The organism is Alteromonas sp. G4i35 (genome assembly GCF_054960375.1).
Genome location: NZ_JBHNZD010000015.1, coordinates 110,671 through 137,051 on the forward strand (window position 1 = coordinate 110,671; position 26,381 = coordinate 137,051).

Here is a 26,381-nt window from a genome sequence, read left to right on the forward strand (position 1 = left end):
TTATGGTATGTTATATTGTAACGCTTACGCAAGAGGTAAAAATGAAAACTATTTCTATTACGTGGAAGAATTCACAAAAAGCGCTACGCGCCTCTTCAACTTTTCTTAAGGTAGGTACTTTTGTCGGATTGAATTTGGCTGGGATGGGTATCAACGCTGTTCATGCTGCGCCTCATACTCACGGCGAAGGCAAACTACAAATCCTACAAGCGGGAAGTGAGTGGCAGTTTGTGCTGCAGCTGCCTGCTGCTGATGTTCTGGGGTTTGAATACGCGCCATCCACGGCTAGCGAGAAAAAACGTTATAAAGAAACGCAAAAGGTTTTTCAGCGCTTTGACGATATTTTTACCCTGAGCAATACGTGTGAATTACTCGATACCACACTTGAAAGCCCATGGGAGGTAGCTAACGAGCATGACGAGCATGACGAGCATGACGAGCATGACGAGCATGACGAGCATGAAAGTGAACACGAAGACCATGCCCATCGCAACACGCACTCTGATTTTCGTGTCGCATATTTGCTTAGTTGCCAAGGCCCCGTAAAGCGTATTGAGATGACAGGGTTTCCCCATTGGCCAAGCCTGCAGCACGTTAATGCAATTTGGGTAACCAACAAAGGACAAGGCGCACTAGAGATAACTCCAAGTCAGCCAACCTTACTGATAAGCAGCTAGTTAGATTTTTTATTCTCTCAGGCGCAAGCTTCACTCATTGTGCGTGCGCCATAGCAATTTTCGGACATACTATGAATTCGATATCTCAAGGAAGCAGCGCAATGCCAAAAGTGCAGTTCATTTCAGACAGGCTCGCTATGCTCCTTTCATCCCTTTGCGTAATACATTGTTTATTAACGCCTATTTTATTGATTTCCATACCTGCATTGGCAGGTGTGTCAATTCTCAATGATGAAACCTTCCATCAAATATTGCTGTTCTTTGTGCTGCCCATCGGTGTTTTTGCGCTCTCACTAGGCTACCTACATCACAAAAATAAGTGGGTAGTATTTGCTGGCGTTTTTGGCCTAACACTTTTAAGTAGTCCGCTGCTGGTTGAATGGGTAGGCTTAGGACACGAAGTACTAGGTGAATATGGTGAAGTAACAATCACGGTAATCGCGTCGTTTATTATCGTTGGTGCGCACCTGATTAACTATCGGCTTAGGTCGAGCGTGCAGGAGCCTATTTGCGAAGAGCGCGAGACCACCCAATCACAACCCTATTAGTTTCATCATAATCTCAAAAGCGGGTAATTCTTATCGAGCGACGCTCGCAATATTAGTGGTGTAAGTCGTTTTTGAGGTCTCATTCAGAGGTTATTTTGTCTAGTTTTAATCATTCCGACACGGTACTTCCCGATGTCACTAAAGAGCATTCCACTGCGCAACTTCCTGTTATTGATAGTGTAGGTATGCAGGGAATCGCTATCCCTCTGCACGTGCTAGGTAAGCGCGGTGAGCGATTAGCCAGCCAAGCAAAAGTCGATGTAACAGTGAGTTTAGATCACCCCAATGCTAAAGGTATTCACATGTCTCGATTGTACAGCTTGCTGCAGCGATATTTGAGCAACCAAGACTTACATAAGTCGGCACTTGTGTCGTTAATGAACGCGCTTATCGAGTCTCAAGATGGGCTGAGCAACAGCGCCCAGCTTAATCTACACTTTGACCTCACCGTGTCGCGTCCGGCGCTCATAAGTAGGATGTCAGGATATCAATCGTACCCTGCTTCACTTTGCGTAAGACGATCACCTGAACGTTATGAGGCACAGCTTAAGTTAAGAGTACCGTACTCTAGTACTTGTCCTTGTTCGGCCTCCCTCTCTCGCAAGGCGTTATCAGAAGTATTTGTGCAGCAGTTCGAAGGAAAAGGTTTATCCGTAGAAGAAATGGGCGCTTGGCTCGCTTCTAAACAAGCCAGCATCGCCACGGCGCATGCACAGCGTTCTTTTGCCGATATAACCCTAGATTTAAGCGACAACGAGATCCCCGATTTTATTGGTATTATTGACCTGATAGAAAACGCGTTAGGCACACCGCTTCAAACCGCAGTTAAGCGTGAAGATGAACAGGCGTTTGCCAAGCGTAATGCTGAAAACCTAATGTTTGTAGAAGATTCGGTAAGGCGACTGCATGAAGCGTTAAGTACGTATTACCAAGCTACCTATTTTCGTGTAAAAGTAGAACATCAAGAAAGTCTGCATGCACACGACGCCATTGCTGAATTATCAGGCCCAGTTCATCGATAAATTCAGACATAATTTGGGTGTTGAAACTGGTAGGCAGAAGAAACAATAAAAGGAAAATAACATTGTTATCTCTTAACAAGCTCTCTTACATCAGCAAAGCAGCGTGCATAGGCGCTGCAGTATCAGCTATTGCGGCGTGCTCGTCTGCGCCATCAACCCCGCTTGCTGGTGTAAAATCACACACTCTATCAAATGCCGTGATATACCAAACCAGCAGCAAAGAGTACCCTGTTCTCTCAAGCTTTGTGTATGGCCAAGCTATTTCAGCGCTGCCTACGCGTTTTGCTAATGGCGATGTTGTGGTGATGGATGTTGATGAAACCGTGCTAGACAATAGCACCTATCAAAAAGAACGGGAAAGTGCTGGCTTGGGATATTCTTCACAAAGCTGGGCCGAATGGGTAAAACGTGAAGAAGCCACACTGGTGCCTGGTGTAGCCGCTTTCATCGATGAAGTAGTTGCACGAAATGGCAAGGTGGCGCTTATTACAAATCGCAATAAAGCGCTTGATAGTCACACCTGGAATAACCTTTTGGCGCAAGGTTTGCCGCTTACCACGAGTAATACCTGTGTTGTTGGCCGCACTGCTGAAGACAAAGAAGCGGTAGGCCAGGAAGGTATGGTTAATGACAAAGACTTGCGCAGAATGCAGCTTACTCAGGGCAAGATCGCGTGTTCGAATACGTCTAAAGACGCGACGTCTACGTGGGCTGTGCCTCACACTATTATCATGCAAATTGGCGACAACATTGAAGATGTGGGCGGCGTAACCCAAGAATCTGCCAACGTTGAGTTGCTCATGCCACGAGTGGGCACAGAGATTTTTATTCTGCCAAACCCCATGTATGGTTCTTGGTAGACCATTGATAAAGTAAAATCAACGAATGTCGCTTTCTATATGGAAAGCGCCGTTCGTTAGATTAGCGTTGTCATCGTTAATGCCATTTCCCAGCCCTGAATAGGGCTTTATTTCTACCACATCCAGTAAGTAAGCGGATGTGCCCTGAGGGTCTTCGTACAACCCGGTAGAAAACTCACCCGAGAACGTATACGCCTGCTGGATGTCTATTCCTCTAATTCCGCCTTGCTCGTGGGTATTATTCAACGAAACAAACACAATTTGATTCGGTGGCGGTGGTGGGTAATGAATACACGCGCCGAAATAAGGCACAATGAAGAACGCCGTTATTTCTCGCTGTGCATTGGCCTCTACAGGCACAATAAACCCGCTGAGTTCGACGTACTTGCCGTTAAATGTGTCAACCGTATTCACTGAGATAAGCGCTTGCTGGTATTCATCGTCAAACGTGCGTTGAATAGACTGAAATACCTGTTCGTGAAGGGGTAAATTCTGCTGAGGATTTTGAGTCGATCGGGTCTTGCCCAACAGCGCCTTTTCGGCGTCAGGTAACAGCGCGTCCCACGATAAGGGTTGGAACTGTTGAACGGTAGTTAACCTGTGGCTGTCTTGATAAATCGCCGTGTTATTCTCGAAAAAGCGCTCAATTACGCTATCAAGCTTACCCCTCAGGCCGAGCCCCACCAGCGCGCCCAATGCAATCAAAGCAATAAGAGAAGCCAGTAAAACGTACGTGGCGCGCTTCATACATTATCCTAGCTTTTAACTTGCTAAAATTTTGACTTTGCGGGTGTAAGTTACCAGCACATTCTTTTTAAGCGCATAGACTTTTAGAACAAGTTCGTGCGTGCCTTCTTCTTGTGCCTGAAAGCTAATGGCTTGTTCGCCCTTTGTAGACGGCAGAGAAAAGCGCTGCGGCGACAGTAGCGTTACGCCATCACTTGCCATCACATCTACGCTAACTTCTTTGTAGTTCGAAGGAATGGTAAATCGCAGCGGAACAGCTGACGCCTCAAGCTTAGCCACTTCTCGCTTTCTGTCGATATTGAGCGAAATGAGCGGCTCCTTAGCTGCCGCTAAGTGCTGTTGCATCATGGGGTGCTGAAAGCCAAATTGCATGTTTCCCATACCTGCATGTAGTTCACACGCAGTACTATGAAATGCTAGAAGACTTGATAAAACGGTAGCTGCAACGACTGTTTTTTTCATATCAGTTACTCCTCGTAAAGCGCGAAGCTGTCTAGCACTAACGAATAGGCAGATGTACCTAGTGCGCTTTCGTGGTTGTCTATTTTTACCGTGCCTTCAAACCAATAAGGGTCGTACAAGTTCTCAACTGCAATGCCTTCTTTGTATTCAACATACAAAATTTGATTTGGCGGCGGTGGTGGCATGTGTAAGCAAGCCCCAAAATAAGGAACGACGAAAAAAGCCGTCGCTTTTTGCTCATCGTTTTGCTCTAGAGGCACTATAAATCCAGGGATGCGGATAGCCTTCCCGTCAAACGCCTCTATCACTCGCGTCGACACTAACGCTTGTTGGTATCGCTGTGCTTGTTCATCTTCTAGCTGCTTTGAAGCAAAGTCATCGACAGAGTCGGCGGCAGAGCCATCGGCAATATCGTTTAAAAACTCAGGCCTATTTAAAAGCGCGCTCAAATCGTCCTCGGGCATAAGAGCTACCCAGTCAATTTCCTCGTAATTGGCGGCTTGGGTTGGGTTTAACGTGCTAAATAAAACCAATAGTGCCGCAATTAAACCGAATTTAACGCTAGAAAGCGTGACAGAAAATTTCACAAAGATGACCTAACATACTATTTAACAATCATGTTATAACATATCACAACGTAGTGAATTGCGATAAGCGTTTATCTTTGCAAAATGTTACTTAGCGCCAATTACTCAATAGAAAATGCTTTGCTAGCGCATTTGTGAAGCATCAGTTAATTACGCTAGCTCCCGTTCACTTTTAAGCCCAAGTACGTGTTTAAAAAATAGCGTTGCTGGGCAGAAGCCAGTGAAGCTCTGTTGGAACAAGTTTGCGCCAATAAACATGGTAAACCACATAAAGTTTGCATGAAAAAAATGGGTTAGTAATACAGACAACAACACCATGAGCCCTGCGAAGGCGGTTAATGCTTTTTCCTGAGACATAACGTAATCCTTAAATATTGGAAGAGATTAAAAATAAAATCGATAGGCAATAAACGCATTACTTGCGTCTTCAAACTGCCCCCAAAACGTATAGTTATCCTTACCTGAAAAGACATTCACCCCCGCTCTCACTTGCCACTTGTCGGTGGGCGAATAAGCCACTGTAGTCTTTAGGTATCCGTCGCTATCGCTGGGTGAATAAAACAGAAAAGTATTTAACGTCAGTGTTTGACGAAGTGCTAACCACGTTAAACGGGTCGTCACCCAATGGCGGTATTTTTCTTGAACTCGCTCAGAAGACAAGACTGTTCTATTTAGGCCATCCGCATTGTGTAAGTACTCGGTGTACCACTGGAAACCACCGGTAAGATTTGCGGCAATTTCTTGGCTATAGCCTAGTAAGAAACGACTTTGATCATTCGCTATTTGCCCGTCACTTCCATCCATGTCTTCAAGGCTATTGTAGAAAACGTATTCCGCATTTGCTATCCCCCGTCCCAGAGGCGCGACAACACTTGCGCCATAGGCATTCATTTTACTGTAGCGCGGTCTTCCAAGAGAATCTGTCGCGGTGGGCTGCCTTGTATAACCGGTGTAACCATAGCCTGCAATCTCCATCCCCTTAACAGATTTATACACCCTTAAGGCAAGCTCACTTCCTCGTGGGCGATTATCACGTTCAATAGAAAACGAAGGGGCAATGTTTTCATCCAATTGCGGGCTGTAAAAAGAAAATATTTCGCCTGTAATACCAATATCAGGCTCAAATTCAGGTGTGACGACTAAATCTACATTGGCAATATCCGTGTAGCCCGACACCTTTAATGCATTACTCGGCGCTTTAAGGTATTCGTCTTCTCTTCCTGCAAAGAACGACTGATAATCTTTAGGGAAGAGATCATTTAAAAACAAGTAATCCCCTGTCCCCCAGGTCAGCACTTGCTTACCGACTTTAATGTCAAATGCGTTTGCCCAGTCCCCTGTGCCGACTAAAGCGCTGGGAAGAATACTGCTTAAGCTACCTTGCCATGCCAGTTCGCGAAGTTGTGATTCCCACGACGACGTTACGCCGTCATACCAAACGTCTGCTTTACTGGAAATGGAGGAACTGTCTAATGCATAATCTGCGCGAAGTTGAACTCTGGCATCGCGCAATGTGCTGTTATTTAACACAGATGGCGCGTTAGCAGTTTGAAAACTCTCGTTCATTTGTGAATTCTGACTGCCAAACGCGGTAGCCATGTCACGGGAAAAACGGTTTCCTACGGCGAGCTCGGCGAAACCAGAAATACGAAGCTTACTTTTGCTGTCAGTGCCCCATTCGTCATCCCACTCATCGCTCCAATCGTCACCTGATTCGACATTATCCTCCTCAGGCCACATGCTGTCCCACTCGTCGTTTACGTTAGCTTTCCGCTCTTTTACTCCGCTTTTCAATGGGTCTTTCTGATGTTGGCTTTCAACACCCACCGTCTGGGCGTTTAACGGCAGACTTACTACAGCCGTGAGCGCAAAGGTGAGAATAATCGGCGCGAGTAAAGCGTGCGCCCTCCATTGCTTTTTAACCCGCTCAGAAAGACCATAGGCTTGGCTAGGCAGCGTTATCCATATGGATGGAGCTAGTAATTTAGGCAAGCGCACCGTGCTAAATTCCTTTTTCAAAATAGTGTTATTTAATATAGCGTTGCGGTGGCACACGTAGGCTACGCTCACTAAATATGCTATCTGGAAGACCTATGTCGTATTCAATCCCTCTGAATTCCATAAGGGTATAGCCACCTGATACAAGGTCCGTCACTTTACTTCTCACCACAGTAGGATTGCCCTGTATAGTCTCAATAGTTACAGCTTCAACGCGGCGGTAGTTATTGTCACCCTTATAAAAGTTAATCAAGGTGGGCAGGTAAGTGCCTTTGTCTATCTCTACTACATAGTGACTGAACTCTACGAGCGCTGTGTCCTTAGGCGTCGCTTTTAAGCGATAATGAGTTTGGGTTTGTTCAAGCAGCTCAAAACTGTCCTGCGCTGTTGCGCGGCCGGAAACATCTTCATAGAAGAAATGAGAACCAACAAACGATGTACGTTTATCGCCTGCGGCGATTCGCTTTACTAAGTCTAAAGCCGGTAAATATAACCAACGGTCGTCATCAGAATTAAGCGCCGCATGCTTCTCAACGCGAAATACCGTGCCTTCAACCTCAGTAGGACGGCTAAAGAAAACCAGCATACGTTGATCGCCGGTGTCGGCGCCTGCCTCATTCGGCACATCTTTGCGCAGAATAGTAAACTGACGCATTTGCTTTCGACCTTGCTCATCTACAATGAGCATTCTCGCCATTGAACGTCCGTCATTGCCCGCGTAGTACGCCGCCTGCTCAGCCTTATTAACGATTTCAGCAACATCGATACTACTGCTGCTTTCGTCGCTTTGGGTTGCCAAGGCTTGAGCGAATCCATTACCCGATATAAGTAATAGCGCAACAAGGCCCCTGAACATGCTTCGAAGGTTTCGTATTTTTGGTCGACGCCACATGAACACTGATAATATGGGAATACGCATTTTAGGCCTCCTTGAAAACCCAACGTTTAAGCAACGTCATAGCAGCTGGCAACACCAGCAGCGTAACGAGTGCCGAAATAAACATGATACTTGCCAGGAAAATACCCACGGTGATGTAAGGTACGAGTGGTGCTAAAAGCAGCGGCGTAAAGCCAAGCGCGATGACCAGCGCATTACGAGTAATAGCGCTAGCAGGCTCTTCAAACATGGCATCAAACGTTTTACTCACGTTACCCGTTTGCTTGTAAATCTCTTTGGCTCTAGCCAGAAAGTGAATGGCAAAGTCTACCGACAAACCCAATGTCAGGGCTGAAAGCACGGCAATAGGCATATCGTAATCTTTACCTACAATGCCAATAGCACCGTAAATAAAGGTGATAGTTATAGTAAGGGGCAGCATGGCTAATACACCGAGTATCAGTGAACGCAGCAGCAATACCATCATCACAAAAACAATAATGAAGGCGCTAAGTAAGCTGTCTAACATGCCTGCAACCATGCTGTCCTGCCACACCACATTTAGGTATGCCTTACCTGCCCATTGATATGTCAGGCCATCAGGCAGTGGGTGTTGAGCGAAGTAGTATTCGACTAACTCAATTACCTTTGTCATATCTTGGTTGTCACCACTGGATAGTTGTAGCCACACCAAGGTTTTACGATAGTCTGGTGTCACGAAATGCCACAAGTCTTGAGGCCTATGAGAGGACTGATATTGCAAGAGCGTCTGTGCTATCGCCGGCTGAGTATTAGGTAACACGTAGTCGCTGTCATTGCCCGAATGCAGCTCTCGGTTAACCACTTTAATCACATCACTGAGGGACTGAGTTTTACCCACCAGCGTTTGAGTGCTTAGGTAATTTTGCAGGTCTGAAAGCAGCGCTACATTATCGGGCTGTTGAAACGTTTTGCTTGTGCCTTTAATTTCATCAATGCTTGAAAGCAATCGATTTAAAGCGTCATATTCGTCGCTATCAAGATCACCGAATAATGCGTCATCGACGGCAAATGCGAGAGTCTCAAAATTATTGCCGGCATTTTCATTGTTTAGTGTATCGAGGGTTGTTTCACGCCATTCATCTAATGTAGGGGGCAACACTGCACTTAGCAGTATTTCACGTGCACTTTTCAGCTTGCGGGTATCTTCAATAACAATGTACGCGTTATACGTACCCGCAAACTCCTTATTAAGCGCCTTATCGGCTACGCGAATTTCATGATTTTCTTTAAACCAGCGCACAGGGTTGTCGTTAATTTGTATTTGGAAAATACCCCACACTGACACCGCTGAAATCACCATGAATGCTACGAGTAATGCCCTTTTATAATTTAGCGCCAGGGTGCGAATGCCGTGCACAAATCGCTGTAAATATGTTGTTTTCATTGATGAGGTATTGGCATCGGCGTGCAGTGCAGACTGCAATTTTGCGAGCGCCTCTGGCGACATTCTTGATATATAAGCAGGTATAAAGGTAAGCGTAATAGCGAAAGCCAACAGAATACCTGAGCCAATGAAAGCACCGAAAATCTGTACGGGTGGAATGGGAGTTAGCATAAGTGAATAGAACCCTGCCGCAGAGGTCAGCGACGTAAACAGCATCGGCTGAAATAGGCGTTCAACCACTGTGGTAATCACTTGATCGGCCTTTTGACCTGGTTTATAGCGGTCTGAAAACTCAGACAATATATGCACCGAGTCAACAACAGCGATAGGCATCAAAAATATGGCAATCATGGATGACATGATGTGCACAGTGAAACCTAAGCCGATTAACGCCCCCATTGTGATAATTACCGTTGCCATTGCTACCACCATCGGGGCGGTAATCAGCGTAAAATTGCGGAAAAAGACAAAGAGGAGGATAAAAATCATTAGTCCCGCAGCTGGCGCTGAAATTGCCATTTGAATAAACATTTCAACGCCGAATTGATCTTCAGCAACAGGGAGTCCTGTTATGTGCCACTGCAATGTTTCGTTTGTTGTATTCGCGCCAATATATGCACGAATGTCTTCCGCAATACGGAAGCTCTCATTTTTATCTTTAATGGGCACATAGATAGCCGCAGCATTGTGTGATGAGGAAGCCAGGCTCCCCTGTAACATTGGAAGGCGTGCAATAGCATTGGCAATGTAATCTGCTTCCTCTTGCGATGATGGGGCTTGTGACATCATCCAAGAGAACTTGAGCTCACCGTCGTCACCTTGAGTAATATTGTCCACTGTTGAGAACGACATGACATCTCTAGCAATAACCCCCTCAGTGTTTAATATTTGCTGGGTAACACCGTTTATTGCTTGCAGGTTGTTTGGTGTGTAGATGCCTTTATTGGTACTTAAAGCAGCATTATCAGTGGCTGTGTCATTGGCCGGTGATGCTATAACCCCCACCACTATCGCGTCGTGCATAGCAAAAGTATGCTTCACATCGTTATGAAAGACGCGGGCAGGATGATTGGCTTCAAGCATATTCTCTGGGTCGGTATCTATCGTAATTAGCCGCATTTGATAAGCGCAAAAGACAACAGCCAACAGTAAAGCGGCATAAACCCACTTACCTTTCTGGGTAGATAGGAACAGTAATTTTTCAATAACTGCCGTGAACATAGCTATGAACTCCTACTAGGAAATACATTGATTCCCTCTAATCGTGATACGACTGGGTTAACTCCATCCACTGTGTTTCCTTGGTGTGTTGAGTGGCGCTCCACTTTCACAAACCATGACCTTTGCTCTGAAGAACATTTCACTACGCCTACCTGCGTTAGCAAAAACAATGGGTACATTTATGGGCCACAGCGTTTATGGGACACAGTGTTAAATTAGATATTTCTAATATATAAATAATCTAATGTATTTTTAGAAAAGATCAAGAGCAATGCGACGAGTAACACAGAGAAAAGAAAAGTGTTTGTAAAACGCTACACACCACCGAGAAAAAACTACATACCTACTCAACCTTAGTTTTTCAAATACGAGCTACCCGCTGTCCAAAAATAAAAATAATCTTTAAAAATCAGCAAATTAAAATTATTCTAAATTGAATTTAAGGTTTGGCACAGATCACGCATACATTAGACTAACGGATAAATACAGAACGCAGTTTGTAGCTAGGATAGCTTTAGCGACGGAGAGGCCAAATTGCGTAGATGACAAATACTGAAGGTGACGACATGGGAAGTGCATGGAGTGTGTCACCAAGGAAAAACGGATGTGTCAGTATTGTAGCTAATGGATGTCTGTAGAAGATTCGTTAAATTGCTGGTCGATGATGAGGTTAGGTAAAAGACAACCTAATTAAACTCGCAGGATGCAAGGCACTTGTTTCATAAGGATTGCAAACAAGCTCTGAGTACCTACATCGCAAGCACCGACAGTGATGTCTCGTGCAGCAAGGGATTGTTGACCCAATTTGGATTCGTTGAATGTACGTGTGTGTTGCTTCAGCGAGACCATAGTGAGGACACTGGTAATGTCGTCGATGTTATTAGTGAGTTGTCATCCGACGACTACCCTCTCCCCTCAAAGGCCCATCCCGGCCTTTACATACCTCTGATTTTGGCCCGCCTTTGGCGGGCATTTTTTTATCTTCATTTGTGATAAAATTGCGTTGTTTCTTTATCGCCTACCAAAAGGGCTACCTGCGTGCTTTCGCCGTCTGCATCTACTATCGTTTTTAGAGTTCTTTTTTGTGCGTTGCTCGCTACGTCTGTTGGCCAAAGCGTTATGCTTACCACACTCCCTTCAATGGGGCGACAGGCGAACCTTTCTGAATTCCACATTGCCACTATTATGTCTAGCTCTGCACTTATCTTTGCGTTCGGTACGAATGTGTGGAGCAAGGTCGCTAAGCGTGCGGGCTTTAAACGTATTTTAATGGTTGGTCTGTCGGGTTATAGCTTGGGCACATTTGCCTTCGCTAGTGCATGGATGGCAGGATTTTCTGGCATTATATGCGGCACCAATTTGTTTTTGGCATTGTTGATAAGCCGAAGTCTGCAATCAACCATTATGTCTGCAACTCCGCCTTCTGCTGTAGGTTACGCCGTCGCCATCAGTACGCCCCAAAGTAGAGTAAGTGCAATCAGCAAAGTCACCTCTGCAAGCAACGTAGGGCAAATTGTGGGGCCCGCCTACGCTGGGCTTTTAGTCGGTTTTGGCTTATTGGCACCGTTGTACAGCATCGTGTTGCTAACCTTACTGGCGCTTACATTGGTATATTTTAAGCTACCTGTTCTGCCGCCTTTGTCTCAGCAAAAAAACGCTCAGCAGACTAGCGACAATAACCAAGCGCCTAGCAAAGTACCTTATGTATTCGTCGCTGCATGTATTTGTGTATTTTGCGCAATGGCGATGATGCAGCAATCACTGGGTTTCTTTTTTATCGATTTTTACGACTATTCACCCGTAGACGCTGCTCGGCAAGTGGGTTTCGCGATGATGGTCAGTGCTGCCGCGTCTCTCACAGCCCAATTTGGGTGGGTACAAAAAGGCCGAATAAGCAAAGAAGCGATGATCACTATCGCGCTTCCGCTATTGGGCTTAGCCTACTTGCTGCTCTTTCTTCAACATTCGTTATTTATGCTTTATGCGGCCATGACATTAATGGGTTTAGGTATGGGAATGGCCTACCCATCTTTGGCAGCTGCAGCAACGACCTACTGCGCCCCCGCTCAACAAGCCACAATCACTGGGTTAATCACAGCAACGACTGCCATGGGCTACGTAATAGGTCCGCCACTGGCAGCTTTCATTTACCAACTGGATATCGCGCTTCCGTTCGCTATAGCGTCAGCGCTAATCGCAGCAACCACGTGCGTCGTCTACATAACATTGCGAAGAATAAGACACGTTGGCTAGGGCCTGTTAACCGTTGCTATACATTTGGCCCAATTCGTCATCAAAGCTAAACAGGCCTTAGTGAATTAATGTCAGCCTGACAGGTGACAGGAATACGCCTATTTCAAAGGTATCTATTTTTTTACCTTTTATTTTTAAAAAAGCGGAACCTTTTTATAATTAGGCTATCTTAACTTATACATGAAGTCGTTGAGTGTGCGTCTTTGTGGTGTGTAAATGTGTTTTCCAAGTTATGTTGTGGTTTTTTAAGGGGCTTTTTAGCCCCTTTTCTTTTGCTCTAATCTTTCCTTTTCCAGTGCGTATTCCTCGCTTATTGTTATAGTGCTAATCCAACGTACACCTATCTATTTTATTTGTATTAGTTTCTCTCAAGACCGGTCAGTTAATCTAAAAAATAGAACTAAACAATCCTGATCATTTCACCTTTAGAAATGGAAATGAGAATTATTTCCAAATAGAATGGCTACTCAAGATCACAGGAGTAAGCTAATGTCTAAACCGCAACCTCGCAGAGCTATTGTCACCCAATCAGTCCGAATTACCCCAAATATGCAGCGTGTACACCTTAGTGGGGAAGACCTTCTTACCTTTCCCTCGGTTACTGCAGGTGCGTATATTAAACTTATGTTCGACCTAGAAGGAAACCCGCTGAAACGCCCCACAGATACAAGCCAAGTGGCAATGCGCACCTATACGGTTGCGCACTTTGACGCAGAGAAGCCTGAAATGATTCTGGATATGGTTATCCATGCCGATGGTGGTAAAACTGGCCCTGCGTCGGCATGGGCGACAAGTACAAAGCCTGGCGACATCATCACGCTCGCAGGGCCCGGTTCTAGTAAGGGGCTCAGCGAGCAATATGATTGGATACTGTTGGCTGGCGACATGACAGCGCTTCCTAGTATTAGAAATCACCTCGCCGAGCTTCCTGTGCAAACCAAAGGCTACGCCGTGATTAAAATTGAAGACGAAAAGGATGCGGTTACACTTAAGAAGCCCGAAGGAGTAACGGTGATATGGGAACATGAGCAATCTTTACCTTCCCGCCTTGACCAGTTAACTTGGCTCGACGGAAACCCCACAGTTTGGGTGGCGTGTGAATTTTCTGATATGCGGGCGATTCGGGCATGGCTCAAGGACGAAAAATCCGTGGCGCACGAGAATATTTACATTAGCAGCTACTGGAAGAAAGGCCGCAGCGAAGATCAACATAAAATAGAAAAAAGGCAGGACAGTGAAGCGTATGCTAAAACATTGGCCTAGTTGATGACTATGCTTCATGTAGGCTTTGCAAGAACTTGTAAATTCTGCATAAAAAACAACTGTACGGCAGAATTTTCATAAACAACAAATTCAATACTTTCATGCACCTACACAATGGAACAGCATTTGCTGCTAAGAAAATAACTGGCCAATTATTCCGCCAGTTTTTTCAACCAATTGTTTGGATAAGGAGAGCAAGTTATGAACAGTGATCGTATTGAAGGTAATTGGAAAGAAATGAAAGGTAAGGTGCAGCAAAAGTGGGGCAAACTTACCGATGACGACCTAGATGTAATTGACGGTCGACGTGAAGAACTAGTAGGTAAGATTCAACAAGCTTATGGCAAAAGCCGTGACGAAGCTGAAAAAGAGGTCGATGGTTATTTTAATTAATCGCCGTCTTCAATATATGAATTAAGACACTGGCAGTATAACAATCTGGTATCACTGTATTGTTAATCTTTACTGCTACTAAAAGGGCCGCTGCATAATGCAGCGGCCCTTTTTATTTGTGTCAAAGTCAAGGGAGGTTATGCCCTTTGATTTTTTATCACTCTTCCGTCTTAGGCTGTAAGTTATCGCGAACTTCCCTTGCGTCAAAGCTCGTTGCCGACGTTGGGCGCGTACCTTTGCCTATCTCAATGCTCAAGATACTTTCGATCTCACTTTGCTGAGAGCCCCCTACAAATACACCCGTTTCGAATTGGGTAGTAGGGTGGTAGGACGTTCTGCAAGTGAGCACACCGCATTCGGTAACCCGTGCATATCGCTGGCTAAAGCCTGCGGTAGGTGTGGTTTGCACGGTCTCCTTATCTACTAAGGTCTCTCGGTCAGTCACTACAAACCAGTCGTAACCTTCTAATAACGTAAGCTCGGCAGCACGGAGCATGGCGTAATCCATCGCCTTGCCTTTATCAGATCCCTTCGCTTTGAAATGCACACGATATTGGGTATCACTCAACTTACTTTCCGTGTAGCCAAAGCCGCCTTCTTTGGCCTGTCTATAATCCGGTTGACTGGCGCAGCCCGCCATAATTAATACCGCAAGTACTAACATAATTTTAGTTTTCATCATTTACTCCTTCGGCCTTGTCAGCTAGCCAAGTTGCTTCAATTGCGTTTTTCTCTTGCTCTCGGTTTAATGGCGCAGACGCCATCATTTTGTCTAACTCTTCTTCTATTACTTTAGCGCTAGTGGCGGTTTGATATTGACCTGCATTCTCACCTAGCTCGTCCAATTTGCTAGCGGCAAGCTGCCACGCACCTTGCTTATCTTTACAAGCAATCATTACATTTAGTTCATCTTTCGATGCGACTTCAGCCTGTCTACAGTAGTTAAACTCCGTATTTACGAAAGACAACTGCGGCGTAACCGTCACGCCCGAATCAAAAGTTGTTGCTTCGCCAGTTAGGTTACTGTCGAGTACCGATGATACTCTCGCCCAATGAGAAGGCTGCGTTGTTTCAGCGCCCTGTTGATTAAAGAACACTAAGCCCGCTAATACCGCCACACTCGCAGCTATTGCAAAAGGCCCCTTCCACTTCGTTTGTTTATGTGGCGCACTATTAGTTGAATTCGCTTTCTTTGGAAACGGCTTAACGTTTTCCGCAGAGCTTTGATTTACGGAGCTTTGATTTGCAGCGCTTACGCTGGCTAAGCTTGCATCAGATGCCTGTACGCCGCTTGCCTGGCTTAACGGTTTTTCATCACTCAAAAGGGCCACGATTTCTTTAGGCAGCGCCACTGCTGTCGCTTTTTCAGCAGCCACCTTCACAACTCTATCCACTTCTGCAAGTGCGGCGAGTCGGTCAGAGACGGTAACATCGTGCGCTATCGCTTCACGAACCAGATCCATCTCAGCGGTATCTAACTCTCCATCTAAAAATGCTGAGAGTTTTTCGTCAGTTAAGATCACGATAGCACCTCGTTTTGACCAGTTAGTAAGTTTGATATTTTTGCTCTCGCTCTGGCAAGACGGCTCATAATAGTGCCCGTCGGTACCTGCAACACTTCAGAAGCATCCGCGTAACTCATCCCTTGTACAGCAACCAAAGAAAGGGTTTCTCTTTGCTCACAGGGTAACTCATCCATAGCGCTTGAGACTTGTTTGAGCGTAATTGTCTGCGTTATAGCGTCATCTATGTCATTGCAGCTATTCGCCGATTGCGCTTCATAGGAAAGGGCATCAGTCGCATTGGTTCTAACTTTCTTCGCTCTGTATTCGTCTATCCAACAGTTGCGGCACACTCTAAATGCCCAAGCCATTAATGTAACTTGCTCAGGAAGCGGTTTACTCAATAGCCGTTCAAGCGTGTTCTGAAGTAAATCATCAGCATCATGCATGTTACCCGTCAACGAATATGCAAACTTTCGCAATGACGGGACGAGTTCAGTCAACTCATCTTTCATTTTCATGTACCTTTGTGAGGTTTCCCGTTATCTCTACCCTGTTAACGAGCCACTTTTGTTTTTATTCCACGTTCTAAGACCTATTTTTTACTGCACTGTATTGCAGCGGTCTGTGAGCCATCTAGACAAGGCGAATGTTTAACAGTCTAAAGGGTCGCATTGGAATTTTTCTTCTGTCTAATCGTTACTACACTGTAAGGTAGTGGTAAATGCCTGTTCGCCTTTAGCACACATTTAGAACAACGTTTGTGCACAATGGACCACAGGCTTCTAATAGAAGGCTATGGCACAATTTATGCCATTCCTTCTTTAGGCACCGATCTGCCCCAACGTTAACGTAAAGGTAGTAAAATGAAGTACACACTCATTGTGGCGATTTTGAGTTTGATTGCGGCACCAATATCACAAGCCCAACTAGCAGGAACATTGAATCAAGTGGTGTCTCCTGTGCGTCCGATAATTGACAGAACCTCCTCCGACCTAAACGCCATTCGCGAGGAAGCAAGACGAAAAGCACAATCATCTATCGAAGGCGCCAGAGACTTATCAACATTGGCGTCGGGCGTACTAAGCGACATTCCTGCCCCCCAATTTATCGCTCCTGCAGCAACCACTATTTTATCGACTTCAGGCCAAGTGGTTGTTAATGAAGTAACGGTTGAAAATGGCTTTCTGGCTGTCGAAAAAGAGTGGCTATTCCTAGGAGAAGAAGCCGACAAAGTACACTTTCAAGGTGCCAATATTGAAATACAAAAAGCTCAGTTTTTGCCCGCGCTCTCTCAGTGGCTTTTTAAAGTTAAAGTCACAGGAGATGAGGATGATGTGTCGTCTATTCGCAACAGTTTGCCCCATAATTTGCAGTCTCAAATTGGTCGAAATCATATTTATTTATCACAGACCAAGCCCACTTCGAACGGGTCTTTTCAAGATATAAGCAGTGAAAAGCTGGAAACCTGTCCAACCCCCCTGCGCGTTGGTATGGTTGATACTCATGTAGCGTCCAATCACCCACTGCTCTCACACGTTAATCTAACGCAAGCGTCTTTTATTGTTGGTCATAATCAAGATCGAAATCAGGAGCAAGATGGCAATGCGGGCAGCGAAACTGACGTTGCCTTTTCGTCAGACCACGGTACCGCAGTAGCCAGCCTATTGGCGGCGTCGTTGCCAAAGTCTAGCCAGGTGTTTAACGCCAGTGTGTTTTATTCGCGTAATAGTGTTAGCCAAGGCGCTACGCTGATGTCGTTAATTGAAGGTTTAAACTATCTTGCATCACAGCAGGTAGACGCCATAAACATGAGTCTTGCAGGTCCCGACAACCCTATTTTAGCGCGGGTCATAAATCAATTGGATAAGAGCGGTATTCAAATCATTGCTGCGGTGGGCAACGAGGGGCCAGCCTCTTTACCCTTGTACCCCGCGGCTTATACAGAAACATTGGGCATTACGGCCGTTGATAAATCTAATGTAATTTACCGGTGGGCAAACCAAGGGGATTACGTCGATTTTGCTGCGTTTGGCGTGTCGGTAGATGCCGCACATCCTAATGGAAAAACGATCAGGCAAACGGGAACCTCTATGGCTTCACCGCGCGCCACCGCTTTGTATGCATGCTTTTTGCGCGAAAAACAAGAAAGGAACGCTGCCTTGTTGAAACTTCAGCAGCTAGCTTTAGATGCAGGGGCTCCCGGACGAGACAGCGTATTCGGTTTTGGTGTGCTGCCTTAAATTAAGCGTGCTGTTCATTATAGAATTTATATTAACGCCCACTAAAAATGAACGTTAATGCCTAACTCAGCAATGGTTTCTTGATAATTTGCGCCATCGACACTAGAAGCAAAGTCTCCATATTGCGTTGACAGTTTAATATCAACATTGTTGTGAATGGCGTAATCGGCACTCATCTCAACAACGTGTCTGTCGTCTTCCCTGCCTATACCTCCATCTTGTTCTGAGGCGTAATCTCTTACATCTAATTGATAGGCAACCGTAAGCTTCAAGGGTTTACTAAACACCGCTAGAGGATAGGTGTACGCTAGATCCATCCCAATACCGGTGTAATCGAACACATTATTTTGGGCATCTTCATTTTGATACTTAAGTGCGATTTGGAAGAAGTCTTCCCCTTCGAAGAAGTAAAATAGGTCACTGCGCACAGCAGCTGCTTCACTATCTCGAATTGGGGCACCTTCAGGCGTGTTCTCGAATTGTTTATCGATAAGTTCGCTACTAACACGTAAGTAAGTGCGCTGTCCCAACAATTTTCCGACAGATAATCCAGATTGTTGATAGGTGAGGAAGTCACGCCCGTCTAGCTCAGCGCTAGCGTGATAGTAGTGCGCTCCTAGTTTGGCGAAGTCAAACGCATAGCTGGTGCTAGCGGACAGTGTGGTAAGGCCAAGATCGAACTCGCTTAGCGTTTGATAGTTGGTATTCGCCTGACTTACCGACAGTACATTTTCCCATTTCGCTGTGGGCTTCACCAGCACCTTTAGCTGAGCTTCTGACTGTACCGCGTCGTCGGCCACATCTGAATTCGTGTCGAGCTCGCTAACGCTCACATTGCTATCAGAGCGGTACCCTAGATAGCCAGACCCTGAGAATGAAATCGTTTGGTGTTTTGCGTTTGTATGATTCGCATCTTCATCATTGTGCGAGTGACTGTCAGAGCCCGCATAAGCAGCGCTACTACCGAGTAAAACAGCTGCCACGGACAGCGATAGGCATTTGCGGCCGCCACGAATAAGGTTGTTTGTTGTTGATGAGTGTTGAAGTATTTGCGTATTCATTGTTGTTACCTACCACAGAGAAAGTGAAACTTAGCGATTGCTGTTTTTAAGGAGAGACGTGAGATTTGACTTGAGGTGCTCGCTTTAAGGAATGCACGATAGCGAGGCAGTGTATTCGCACCTGCAGCCTAGACCTTAAATAACGGCTTGCCTTTCTATTTAGACAAGCCGCACTCAGACTTTAAGGTGGCTATTTAACGTGCTAGCTCAAGATTGCTCTACGCCCACCTAGTGGTTTAGGCCTTTATATTAAAGGCCAAGCGCACCTGAAATACTTGAAGCTACGTTGTCGTTTACAGTGCTTGTTACGGCGCTTTCAACCGAACTCGCCACGGTATTATTTACCGTGCTTGCTACGGTGCTATCCACCGTATTTCCTACCGTATTTGCGACTGTTGCTGACACAGTTTGCTCGACTGTATTTGAAACTGCGCCTTCTACAGAGCTATCCACCGTACTTGCTACCGTGCCTTCTACCGTGCCTTCTACCGTATTTCCTACCGTGTCAGTAATTGTTCCTTCGACAGCGGTGCCAATCGTTCCGGTTACAGAACTGGTCACTGAGCTTGCTACGGTGCTGGCTGCTGTATTGGCTACGCCGCCGTTTACCGCACTTTCGATGGTGCCTGCAGCCGCGCTGTCAGCCGTGTTCGATAAGGTACTACCTGCTGCTGTTTCTGCAGTATTGTTTAGTGCACCACTTACACTGCCAGTTAGCGAACCTCCTGCGGTATTTTCCGCACCATTGTTTGTTAGTGAACCGATTTGGTTCAATGCCAAGCTTGGCGCTGCCTGCGCTGTACTTTCTGCTTCACTTTCTGCTCCATCGACTTGTTGTGCATTTCCAGACGCTGATGACAGTACAGATAATGACCCAGACACACTATTTGTCAGTGCGCCTGCCACTGGCGAAGTTATCGAGTTCGCCATATCTGATGTTGCAGAAACTTGACTCACTCCCTGATCGGCAGATAGATCGTTGCTTGTTTGGTTTGCGGATAATTGTTCACCGGTATCGGCTGAGGTCTCGGTGGACATTTGGCTCTGCGTAGATGCTTCGCCTTCGGCAGAAGTCTGCGTATTAACCTGATTTGCAGACTGTGTAGTTGCACCGCTTGTTAGTGAAAGTGATGCAGAAGTCGACGCATTAGCTGATGTGTTAGCAGAGAACGTGGTTTCTTGAGCCAACACAGACGTTGACGCGATACCTAAAGCCAGTGCAATTGCAGTATTTAACTTTTTCATCCGTTTATCTCCGTTTTTCATAAAGGACACTGAGATAACGATTGAAGAAAAGTTTTTATTCCGCACTGAGTTTGATTTTTTTAAAAGAATTAAAAAAGCCCTGTAAAAACAAGGCTTTTCGAACTATTTTTCTGAAGCAGTCATGCTCTTTTCCCACCAGGGAAGTGAAAAATCTATATTATCTGGGTCGTAAGTTTTGGCATATTTCATTTTAACTGAACTCCAAAACGCAGCTTTGAAAGCAGGGTCGTAAATAACAAACTCACCCTTTTCGCGATACTGTTCAAACAGTTTTTGATAAGCTCCTACTGGTGTTAACGGGTTATCCTGTTGAAAAACCACATCTCCGCCGTACGCTTCGTAAAGGGCTTTCGATACTTTCCAGCTTTTTGCCATGCCTTCCGCCATTGCCAAACGATAACGCTCTAGCTCTTCATCTTGATAGGCGCCATCGCTGTCCAAATCAACGGTCCATAATTTTATTACAGAATACGCAGATTGAATTTCGCTTTCATTTGGCTCTATCGCATTTTTATCGGCAAAATCTGAAAGAACAGACTCGGTAATTTTATTACCAAGTGCACGCTGAGCTAAAATAGCTCGTACTTCTTTCTCAGACTTGTCAGTTAAAATAGACTGAAAACGGTCAACATCAGCCTGTGAAGGCTGTAGTTCAGTATTAGAAATAGATTTGTTGAACAAACGAGCAATAATCTCGTTTGCGGCTTGCGGTGTATTAATCCCAAGCGAAACCACTATGGCTGCAAATAGCACCATAGGAATAACGTTCGAACGCGTCACTTTGTATGCTTCCCTAAGTTCCAATAATTAGCATAAGCACAAGACACATTCATTTATTATTGTAAGAATTTTCCGTTGTCTTGCGAAATGACATCTATAAGGCTTTATACTTTAGATTAGTTTTGTTTAAAATTCCACTTTCTTACGCATAGATTTTTTAGCACCTTGTTGTTTTTTTACATCTACACGACGTGCTTTTGCCGCACGGCTCACCTTTGTTTTTATGCGCGGTTTTTGTTCAATTGTCGCAGCCTTTATCCACGCAACAAGTCGCGCTAGCGCATCTTCTCTGTTTTGTTCTTGCGTTCGATAATTTTGCGCTTTAAGCACAAAAACACCGTCGTTGGTAACGCGACTATCTTTAAGCTGAAGTAGCTTTTCTTTCAGCTTTTCAGGCAGCGATGATCCATTTATGTCGAAGCGTAAATGTATGGCGCTACTTACTTTGTTCACATTCTGCCCACCGCTACCTTGTGCTCGAATAGCTTGCAATTCAGCTTCGCTTTCATCTATCGCGATAGAAGGGGTTATTATTAATTCCATCTCAAATCCTAATACGTCATGGCGTAACCACGTTAACGTTGCAGCACTAGCGGCCCTGCATCTATAAGTCACTATCACTACTGCTTACTTGACCATTTTTGCGTTAACCGATAGGTTGTTTTTTATCCTTATTTTGGACATAAAACATGATCATCGCATTGCTCATTATTATTTGTATCTTTGTAGCGCTTATTTGGTTTACCGCCAAAATGGACAGCAATATCGAAGCTTCATTCACACCATCAGGAAAACTTACGCCTGTTGATGGTGGAATTATTCACTGGCAAAAGCAAGGAAACGGTCCGGCGCTTGTGCTGATTCATGGTTTACTTGGCAATAGTAACAATTTTAGCGAATTAGCAAAAACCCTCGCTTCCCGCTACACGGTCTATACCGTTGATCGTCCAGGCAGCGGATTTTCGAGCCGCTACAAAAGCACATCCGCCAGCTTCGAACAGCAAAGTAAAATGATACTCGAGTGGATGCAAAAAGAGGGAATAGGTAGTGCGAGCATCGCTGGGCATTCAATGGGAGGAGGAATTGCACTGAGGATGGCAATCGATGCACCTGACAAAATAAAATCGGTTTCGCTTCTATGCCCGTTAACTACACCACTAAAAGGTGGTGCCGGGCCTCTTTCGGTGCTTTACATACCCAATGAATGGGTACGCAGCAGTGTTGCAAAAACCATTGCCAGTCCACTGCGTGCAAAGTTAGGTAGAAAACAAGTCGCACAAATTTTTCACCCCGAACCTGTCCCCCCGTCCTTTTCAACTGAAGGCGGTGGTTTGTTAGCGCTTCACTCTCGAAGCTTTTATGAAGGTAGCAGAGATACAGTATCTGCGCAGGGCAGTCTGCACCGTCAGCAAACTCGTTATGAAGAGGTTCAATGCCCTGTTGGGGTATTGTATGGTGAAAAAGATACTATCTTGAGGCCCGATGAGCACATCACCGCGGTAACAAAGGCAATAGGAAGTGCGGTACACAAAATTATTTCTGGCGCTGGCCACATGATCCCAGTTACTCAGGTGCAAGCGTGCGCAGACTTTATAATATCGATTGACGAAAGCGCTTAAGTAAGTGGCTTAGTGAAGCCTTGCACCTGCCTTTTCAACGTGCTCTTTATGAGAAAACTCAACAACGGCGAGTGTGCGCTCTCGACCACAAGTCGACTGCTTAAGTTTGCGAAGCTGATCGGCGACTCTCTCAATGCCGTCATACGCTTTGCACATTTCAAAAGGGGTCGCGCCCAGCGTTATATTGTAACTGCTAAACCACGCCCTCATTTGCTCACTGTCCCCATCTGACAATGAAATGAGTAAATGATACATACGAATAAAAGCGAGCTGCTTTCTGTACTCTGATGTGCCACTCTCAAACCCAAGTAGCGTAGTCTGCGCCAAAGAAGATGGAGAAATACCCAATATTTCAGAAGCTTGCTTAATATTTAAACCGAGTTCCTGGTATGCCCAAGTGAAGGCTTTCGTAACAACGCTGGTAGGAAATAGTGATCTATTCATAATATCGCCTCGTTTCATCGAACAATGTTATACAGATGTTATGAAACTTTGCGAAATGCGTACCAAGTTTTATCTACAGCTTCATTGCTACTTTCTCACGATGCAAATCAATGCCATCTTTATCGACGGAAAATCCTTTTGAAGACAACCAATCAACAGCATCTTCTATGGAATCCACAAAAATATAATCAATATTGGTATCGCGATACACGCGTTTAAGTTGCGCCTGCGTGGTTGCTCGAACGCTTGACTCTCCCATCACTAATGCCACATGAGTGAGCCCTATGGGATTTACCGAAGCCACACGTTCGTGAAGCAGCGCTTCAGCATCAGGAATGAGTAGTGATTCGCCAACAACACTAACAATATCGCACCAAGCTTTCCCATGTAAGCACTCGGAAAGCGTGCGATACTCACTGGCAAAGCTATTTACACACTCTCTGTTCCACGGCCCATAAGCTTGCGTTAGCACCGCATCACCACAGCGTGTAATAATAAATTCGCCATGAGCATACTGCATATAACCACCTAACTACTTCGATAAAATATTAAGCTAGCAAATACCGTTAAGGCGATATATGCCTTTGACTACGAGTTGTTTTGAAACAACACGTAGTCAAAGTATGGTTCAGTATTGAGAAAATTGAAAATTAAGCGGCAAGAATGTTGATCAGCTCAGCAAACGTAGGGCGGCCCTGTATATCAAGCGGCAAACGCAGCTCTCTAGCAATGTCACTCACGCTGATTACGCCACGAATTTCATGGCTGTCTCTGTCCATGACAAGGCAATGGTGCTGCCCGTAGTCTTTGAGTGTTTCTATCACGTCCCCCACTGATGAACGTGTTAGTTCACTGAAATCGAACGACATGAGCGAGGTTTTAGGACGCATGAAATCATGAACAGTGAGCTCTTCTCGCTTAATCTTAAGCTCGCTCACACGCTGAATGATTTGCTGTTCACCGACATCGTGACTGGTCACAATACCAATGAAACGGTTCTCACTGTTTACCACCAGCATCATACGAACGTGAGACTGACGCATAATCGACTCTATTTTCGTCGCTGGAGTTCGAGCATCAATAACGTGTGGTAAGTGCTGCTTAAAGTCAGTGAAGACCGCCATAGCAGATGATTTTACAGTAATGGTGTTTTCAACAACCGGCCATGCCAATGTATCGATAGATTCGGTTTTATATAGATTTAAGGCGTGCATACCTTTCTCCTAATCAAAAATAAAAAATTCAGTTTTTTAATGATTAAGTGAAAGAAGGTGGCCCTCGAATGATATTATCGCGCCGCCTAGTAAAGGCTTTTGCATCAATCGTTTTACCAGCCGAAAACCGGTATTTTTCCAAGCCGCTGGTGATGTCGACAAACGAAATGCCATCATCAATGTCGTCGTCAGATACTTCAAAAGCGGAGCTTTCCCATTCGCTAATGAGGGTTGAGAGCGTATTCGCACTGTTCGACTGCCCCGCAATATTTTGCACACTTCTTCCCTCTCCCAATACGGAGACGGATACTAGTGATGAAAATAACGCTGGCAGAATAACGGCCAACAAAACGTACGAAACGCGCAAAGCGTACAACCTCTACTGAACTAAACAACATTGAAACAAAGCAGCCACTTTTGTTACTGCCTATTTAAACTATAAGAGTATTTAGCGCGTTTAATAGAGGTGTTTAGCGCATTTTATCGACCATTAAACGACGCGTCTTCGAAAACTAATCGTGTCGCGACTCAGGTTTGGCGGGTTATTTTCTGTACATTCGTTCTAAAAACAAGAACGAACACTCCCATTAAATGTGATGTTTAGCCAACGTAATTAGAAATACACTAGATTCAATTGATGCATGAGGTGTTTTTTCAGCGGTCATTTAGCGGTTGAGATAACGCGATTAACTGAAGGTCTAAACAACCTGATTGTAAGTAAGTAACAACGGAAGTGATATGAAACCAAGATGGTCCAGACCTATAGTTATTTTGCATTGGATATCTGCCATTGCCATTGTCGGCATGTTTGCTTCAGGGCTGTGGATGGTCGACCTCACATATTACAGCGACTGGTATAAGACGGCACCGCATTGGCACAAGAGTGTTGGATTAATTTTGCTTGCCACCACTGTTGTTCGCTTAGTCACGCGCGTTGTTACTTCACGGCCGCCGTCACATGGCACCCCGTTAGAAAAAAGGTTAAGTCGCATAGGTCATGGGCTTCTGTACACCTTGATTATCATGCTATTCGCGAGCGGCTATTTAATTTCAACGGCCGATGGAAGAAGCATCGACGTATTTAATTGGTTTTCTGTACCTGCAATGGGCGAGTTCTTTGAAAATCAAGAAGACATTGCAGGAGAGGCCCATTTTTATATTGCGTGGTCAGTGATTGTATTGGCGATCATTCACGCGCTGGCTGCACTGAAACACCACTTTATTAGTAACGATGACACACTGAAGCAGATGTTACGGCTTCGATGATATTATGAAGAAAGGAGAAATGATGAAGAAGTTAACACTTGCCTTGGCTGCTGCGCTGTCTTTAAGCACCGCTAACGCCGCAGATTATGTGATTGATAGCAAAGGCGCCCACGCGTCTATCAACTTTAAAATTCAACACTTGGGCTACTCGTGGCTTACTGGTCGCTTCAACGATTTTAAAGGTACTTTTAGTTACGACGACGCAGCACCTAGTGCAGCAAAAATTATGGTGACTATCGATACCGACAGTATCGACTCAAACCACGCAGAGCGTGACAAGCACCTTAAGAGCGACGATTTCTTAAACGTTGACGACTTTCCAGAGGCGAAGTTTGTCAGCACAAAAATTGTCGATAAAGGCAATGGCATGATGGATGTAATGGGTGATTTCACGCTTCATGGTGTAACAAAGCCTATTACAATTGAAGCCAAAAAGATTGGCGAAGGCAAAGACCCATGGGGCGGCTATCGTGCAGGCTTTATGGGCACAACGACGATTGCACTTAAAGATTATGGCATCGACTATGATTTAGGCCCAACGTCGCAAACGGTAGAATTAGAGCTTCACGTTGAAGGCGTGAAACAATAGCTATTTACATTTAGTCCCAGCGAACTAAATTTATGATTTAAGAAAGCCCCAAACATGGGGCTT

At 45.1% G+C, this 26,381-nt stretch carries 29 protein-coding genes; 11 read left to right on the plus strand and 18 right to left on the minus strand.

Annotated features, from left to right (window positions below):
- The first annotated feature begins 41 nt into the window (after window positions 1-41).
- The 4 genes from ACFI6L_RS11540 (at window position 42) to ACFI6L_RS11555 (ending at window position 3,107) form a co-directional block, all read left to right on the plus strand.
- Window positions 42-677: a ZrgA family zinc uptake protein gene (locus ACFI6L_RS11540; protein ID WP_230633810.1), complete on the plus strand. Its 636-nt coding sequence runs from the start codon at window positions 42-44 to the stop codon at window positions 675-677.
- Window positions 678-748: 71 nt separating this feature from the next.
- Window positions 749-1,225: a MerC domain-containing protein gene (locus ACFI6L_RS11545; RefSeq protein ID WP_230633809.1), complete on the plus strand. Its 477-nt coding sequence runs from the start codon at window positions 749-751 to the stop codon at window positions 1,223-1,225.
- Window positions 1,226-1,320: 95 nt separating this feature from the next.
- Window positions 1,321-2,247: a GTP cyclohydrolase FolE2 gene (folE2, locus tag ACFI6L_RS11550; protein ID WP_075177252.1), complete on the plus strand. Its 927-nt coding sequence runs from the start codon at window positions 1,321-1,323 to the stop codon at window positions 2,245-2,247.
- Window positions 2,248-2,309: 62 nt separating this feature from the next.
- The gene (locus tag ACFI6L_RS11555) at window positions 2,310-3,107 is read left to right on the plus strand and encodes a 5'-nucleotidase, lipoprotein e(P4) family (protein WP_061486764.1); all 798 of its coding nucleotides are present in this window, start codon (window positions 2,310-2,312) and stop codon (window positions 3,105-3,107) included.
- An 18-nt stretch (window positions 3,108-3,125) separates the two neighbouring features.
- On the opposite strand, the gene ACFI6L_RS11560 is transcribed toward ACFI6L_RS11555, so the two are convergent.
- From ACFI6L_RS11560 to ACFI6L_RS11590, 7 genes are all read right to left on the minus strand, one after another.
- Entirely contained in the window at window positions 3,126-3,854 is a 729-nt protein-coding gene (locus tag ACFI6L_RS11560) for a DUF3299 domain-containing protein (protein WP_168532798.1), read from the minus strand.
- Between the two features lie 15 nt (window positions 3,855-3,869).
- On the minus strand, window positions 3,870-4,316 hold the full coding sequence (locus tag ACFI6L_RS11565; RefSeq protein WP_462574040.1) for a hypothetical protein: 447 nt from the start codon (window positions 4,314-4,316) through the stop codon (window positions 3,870-3,872).
- Window positions 4,317-4,321: 5 nt separating this feature from the next.
- The gene (locus tag ACFI6L_RS11570) at window positions 4,322-4,903 is read right to left on the minus strand and encodes a DUF3299 domain-containing protein (RefSeq protein ID WP_014951170.1); all 582 of its coding nucleotides are present in this window, start codon (window positions 4,901-4,903) and stop codon (window positions 4,322-4,324) included.
- A gap of 150 nt (window positions 4,904-5,053) precedes the next feature.
- Window positions 5,054-5,260 carry a YgaP family membrane protein gene (locus ACFI6L_RS11575; protein ID WP_462574041.1) on the minus strand — a complete coding sequence of 69 codons (207 nt, stop codon included), beginning with the start codon at window positions 5,258-5,260 and terminating at the stop codon, window positions 5,054-5,056.
- Between the two features lie 27 nt (window positions 5,261-5,287).
- Entirely contained in the window at window positions 5,288-6,901 is a 1,614-nt protein-coding gene (locus ACFI6L_RS11580; protein ID WP_462574042.1) for a hypothetical protein, read from the minus strand.
- Window positions 6,902-6,929: 28 nt separating this feature from the next.
- Window positions 6,930-7,820 carry an outer membrane lipoprotein-sorting protein gene (locus ACFI6L_RS11585; protein WP_462574043.1) on the minus strand — a complete coding sequence of 297 codons (891 nt, stop codon included), beginning with the start codon at window positions 7,818-7,820 and terminating at the stop codon, window positions 6,930-6,932.
- A 1-nt stretch (window position 7,821) separates the two neighbouring features.
- Complete coding sequence (locus ACFI6L_RS11590) at window positions 7,822-10,425, minus strand: efflux RND transporter permease subunit (protein WP_462574044.1); 2,604 nt, start codon at window positions 10,423-10,425, stop codon at window positions 7,822-7,824.
- Window positions 10,426-11,514: 1,089 nt separating this feature from the next.
- Here ACFI6L_RS11590 and ACFI6L_RS11595 point away from each other — a divergent pair.
- The 3 genes from ACFI6L_RS11595 to ACFI6L_RS11605 all read left to right on the plus strand — a co-directional run bounded on the left by ACFI6L_RS11595 (window position 11,515) and on the right by ACFI6L_RS11605 (window position 14,334).
- A complete protein-coding gene (locus tag ACFI6L_RS11595) occupies window positions 11,515-12,678 on the plus strand; it encodes an MFS transporter (RefSeq protein WP_462574058.1) in 1,164 nt (387 codons plus the stop codon).
- Window positions 12,679-13,167: 489 nt separating this feature from the next.
- On the plus strand, window positions 13,168-13,941 hold the full coding sequence (locus ACFI6L_RS11600; protein ID WP_075177244.1) for a siderophore-interacting protein: 774 nt from the start codon (window positions 13,168-13,170) through the stop codon (window positions 13,939-13,941).
- Between the two features lie 201 nt (window positions 13,942-14,142).
- The gene (locus ACFI6L_RS11605) at window positions 14,143-14,334 is read left to right on the plus strand and encodes a CsbD family protein (protein ID WP_014951177.1); all 192 of its coding nucleotides are present in this window, start codon (window positions 14,143-14,145) and stop codon (window positions 14,332-14,334) included.
- A 157-nt stretch (window positions 14,335-14,491) separates the two neighbouring features.
- Here the strand turns inward: ACFI6L_RS11605 and ACFI6L_RS11610 are convergent, their stop codons facing one another.
- The 3 genes from ACFI6L_RS11610 to ACFI6L_RS11620 are packed head-to-tail and all read right to left on the minus strand — an operon-like array spanning window position 14,492 to window position 16,351.
- Complete coding sequence (locus tag ACFI6L_RS11610; RefSeq protein WP_462574045.1) at window positions 14,492-15,013, minus strand: CC0125/CC1285 family lipoprotein; 522 nt, start codon at window positions 15,011-15,013, stop codon at window positions 14,492-14,494.
- Window positions 15,003-15,857, minus strand: coding sequence for an anti-sigma factor (locus ACFI6L_RS11615; RefSeq protein ID WP_462574046.1), 855 nt, complete (start codon window positions 15,855-15,857; stop codon window positions 15,003-15,005). Before ACFI6L_RS11615 ends, ACFI6L_RS11610 begins: the two co-directional genes overlap by 11 nt.
- Window positions 15,854-16,351 carry an RNA polymerase sigma factor gene (locus tag ACFI6L_RS11620; RefSeq protein ID WP_462574047.1) on the minus strand — a complete coding sequence of 166 codons (498 nt, stop codon included), beginning with the start codon at window positions 16,349-16,351 and terminating at the stop codon, window positions 15,854-15,856. The genes ACFI6L_RS11615 and ACFI6L_RS11620 overlap by 4 nt, the downstream gene beginning before the upstream one ends.
- A 351-nt stretch (window positions 16,352-16,702) precedes the next feature.
- Here ACFI6L_RS11620 and ACFI6L_RS11625 point away from each other — a divergent pair, with 351 nt between their 5' ends.
- Entirely contained in the window at window positions 16,703-18,079 is a 1,377-nt protein-coding gene (locus tag ACFI6L_RS11625; RefSeq protein ID WP_462574048.1) for a S8 family serine peptidase, read from the plus strand.
- A 41-nt stretch (window positions 18,080-18,120) separates the two neighbouring features.
- Here the strand turns inward: ACFI6L_RS11625 and ACFI6L_RS11630 are convergent, their stop codons facing one another.
- From ACFI6L_RS11630 to arfB, 4 genes are all read right to left on the minus strand, one after another.
- Window positions 18,121-19,140, minus strand: a complete 1,020-nt coding sequence (locus ACFI6L_RS11630; protein WP_462574049.1) for an outer membrane beta-barrel protein — start codon at window positions 19,138-19,140, stop codon at window positions 18,121-18,123.
- A gap of 249 nt (window positions 19,141-19,389) precedes the next feature.
- Window positions 19,390-20,385, minus strand: a complete 996-nt coding sequence (locus ACFI6L_RS11635; RefSeq protein WP_462574050.1) for a hypothetical protein — start codon at window positions 20,383-20,385, stop codon at window positions 19,390-19,392.
- A 123-nt stretch (window positions 20,386-20,508) separates the two neighbouring features.
- Window positions 20,509-21,186 carry a hypothetical protein gene (locus tag ACFI6L_RS11640; protein WP_039229119.1) on the minus strand — a complete coding sequence of 226 codons (678 nt, stop codon included), beginning with the start codon at window positions 21,184-21,186 and terminating at the stop codon, window positions 20,509-20,511.
- Between the two features lie 126 nt (window positions 21,187-21,312).
- Window positions 21,313-21,729 carry an alternative ribosome rescue aminoacyl-tRNA hydrolase ArfB gene (arfB, locus tag ACFI6L_RS11645; protein ID WP_014951185.1) on the minus strand — a complete coding sequence of 139 codons (417 nt, stop codon included), beginning with the start codon at window positions 21,727-21,729 and terminating at the stop codon, window positions 21,313-21,315.
- 146 nt (window positions 21,730-21,875) lie between these two features.
- Here arfB and ACFI6L_RS11650 point away from each other — a divergent pair, with 146 nt between their 5' ends.
- Window positions 21,876-22,805: an alpha/beta fold hydrolase gene (locus ACFI6L_RS11650; RefSeq protein WP_462574051.1), complete on the plus strand. Its 930-nt coding sequence runs from the start codon at window positions 21,876-21,878 to the stop codon at window positions 22,803-22,805.
- Window positions 22,806-22,814: 9 nt separating this feature from the next.
- Here ACFI6L_RS11650 and ACFI6L_RS11655 read toward each other — a convergent pair whose 3' ends face one another.
- The 4 genes from ACFI6L_RS11655 to ACFI6L_RS11670 form a co-directional block, all read right to left on the minus strand.
- Window positions 22,815-23,249, minus strand: coding sequence for a hypothetical protein (locus ACFI6L_RS11655; protein ID WP_462574052.1), 435 nt, complete (start codon window positions 23,247-23,249; stop codon window positions 22,815-22,817).
- A gap of 73 nt (window positions 23,250-23,322) precedes the next feature.
- On the minus strand, window positions 23,323-23,769 hold the full coding sequence (locus ACFI6L_RS11660) for a hypothetical protein (protein ID WP_014951188.1): 447 nt from the start codon (window positions 23,767-23,769) through the stop codon (window positions 23,323-23,325).
- A gap of 130 nt (window positions 23,770-23,899) precedes the next feature.
- Window positions 23,900-24,463 carry a CBS domain-containing protein gene (locus ACFI6L_RS11665; RefSeq protein WP_462574053.1) on the minus strand — a complete coding sequence of 188 codons (564 nt, stop codon included), beginning with the start codon at window positions 24,461-24,463 and terminating at the stop codon, window positions 23,900-23,902.
- Between the two features lie 43 nt (window positions 24,464-24,506).
- Window positions 24,507-24,740, minus strand: coding sequence for a hypothetical protein (locus tag ACFI6L_RS11670; protein WP_462574054.1), 234 nt, complete (start codon window positions 24,738-24,740; stop codon window positions 24,507-24,509).
- A gap of 461 nt (window positions 24,741-25,201) precedes the next feature.
- Between ACFI6L_RS11670 and ACFI6L_RS11675 the strand changes: the two genes are divergently transcribed.
- Window positions 25,202-25,729 carry a cytochrome b gene (locus ACFI6L_RS11675; RefSeq protein ID WP_239244164.1) on the plus strand — a complete coding sequence of 176 codons (528 nt, stop codon included), beginning with the start codon at window positions 25,202-25,204 and terminating at the stop codon, window positions 25,727-25,729.
- Between the two features lie 22 nt (window positions 25,730-25,751).
- Window positions 25,752-26,318, plus strand: a complete 567-nt coding sequence (locus ACFI6L_RS11680) for a YceI family protein (RefSeq protein ID WP_462574055.1) — start codon at window positions 25,752-25,754, stop codon at window positions 26,316-26,318.
- Window positions 26,319-26,381: the final 63 nt, after the last annotated feature.

Coding starts and splice junctions, on each gene's coding strand:
- ACFI6L_RS11600 (WP_075177244.1), top strand. CDS start 13,168: ATGTCTAAACCGCAACCTCGCAGAGCTATTGTCACCCAATCAGTCCGA.
- ACFI6L_RS11630 (WP_462574049.1), bottom strand. CDS start 19,140: ATGAATACGCAAATACTTCAACACTCATCAACAACAAACAACCTTATT.
- ACFI6L_RS11625 (WP_462574048.1), top strand. CDS start 16,703: ATGAAGTACACACTCATTGTGGCGATTTTGAGTTTGATTGCGGCACCA.
- ACFI6L_RS11620 (WP_462574047.1), bottom strand. CDS start 16,351: ATGAAAGATGAGTTGACTGAACTCGTCCCGTCATTGCGAAAGTTTGCA.
- ACFI6L_RS11680 (WP_462574055.1), top strand. CDS start 25,752: ATGAAGAAGTTAACACTTGCCTTGGCTGCTGCGCTGTCTTTAAGCACC.
- ACFI6L_RS11540 (WP_230633810.1), top strand. CDS start 42: ATGAAAACTATTTCTATTACGTGGAAGAATTCACAAAAAGCGCTACGC.
- ACFI6L_RS11650 (WP_462574051.1), top strand. CDS start 21,876: ATGATCATCGCATTGCTCATTATTATTTGTATCTTTGTAGCGCTTATT.
- ACFI6L_RS11665 (WP_462574053.1), bottom strand. CDS start 24,463: ATGCACGCCTTAAATCTATATAAAACCGAATCTATCGATACATTGGCA.
- ACFI6L_RS11565 (WP_462574040.1), bottom strand. CDS start 4,316: ATGAAAAAAACAGTCGTTGCAGCTACCGTTTTATCAAGTCTTCTAGCA.
- ACFI6L_RS11660 (WP_014951188.1), bottom strand. CDS start 23,769: ATGCAGTATGCTCATGGCGAATTTATTATTACACGCTGTGGTGATGCG.
- ACFI6L_RS11545 (WP_230633809.1), top strand. CDS start 749: ATGAATTCGATATCTCAAGGAAGCAGCGCAATGCCAAAAGTGCAGTTC.
- ACFI6L_RS11575 (WP_462574041.1), bottom strand. CDS start 5,260: ATGTCTCAGGAAAAAGCATTAACCGCCTTCGCAGGGCTCATGGTGTTG.
- ACFI6L_RS11635 (WP_462574050.1), bottom strand. CDS start 20,385: ATGAAAAAGTTAAATACTGCAATTGCACTGGCTTTAGGTATCGCGTCA.
- ACFI6L_RS11675 (WP_239244164.1), top strand. CDS start 25,202: ATGAAACCAAGATGGTCCAGACCTATAGTTATTTTGCATTGGATATCT.
- ACFI6L_RS11605 (WP_014951177.1), top strand. CDS start 14,143: ATGAACAGTGATCGTATTGAAGGTAATTGGAAAGAAATGAAAGGTAAG.
- arfB (WP_014951185.1), bottom strand. CDS start 21,729: ATGGAATTAATAATAACCCCTTCTATCGCGATAGATGAAAGCGAAGCT.
- ACFI6L_RS11655 (WP_462574052.1), bottom strand. CDS start 23,249: ATGAATAGATCACTATTTCCTACCAGCGTTGTTACGAAAGCCTTCACT.
- ACFI6L_RS11610 (WP_462574045.1), bottom strand. CDS start 15,013: ATGAAAACTAAAATTATGTTAGTACTTGCGGTATTAATTATGGCGGGC.
- ACFI6L_RS11560 (WP_168532798.1), bottom strand. CDS start 3,854: ATGAAGCGCGCCACGTACGTTTTACTGGCTTCTCTTATTGCTTTGATT.
- ACFI6L_RS11585 (WP_462574043.1), bottom strand. CDS start 7,820: ATGCGTATTCCCATATTATCAGTGTTCATGTGGCGTCGACCAAAAATA.
- ACFI6L_RS11590 (WP_462574044.1), bottom strand. CDS start 10,425: ATGTTCACGGCAGTTATTGAAAAATTACTGTTCCTATCTACCCAGAAA.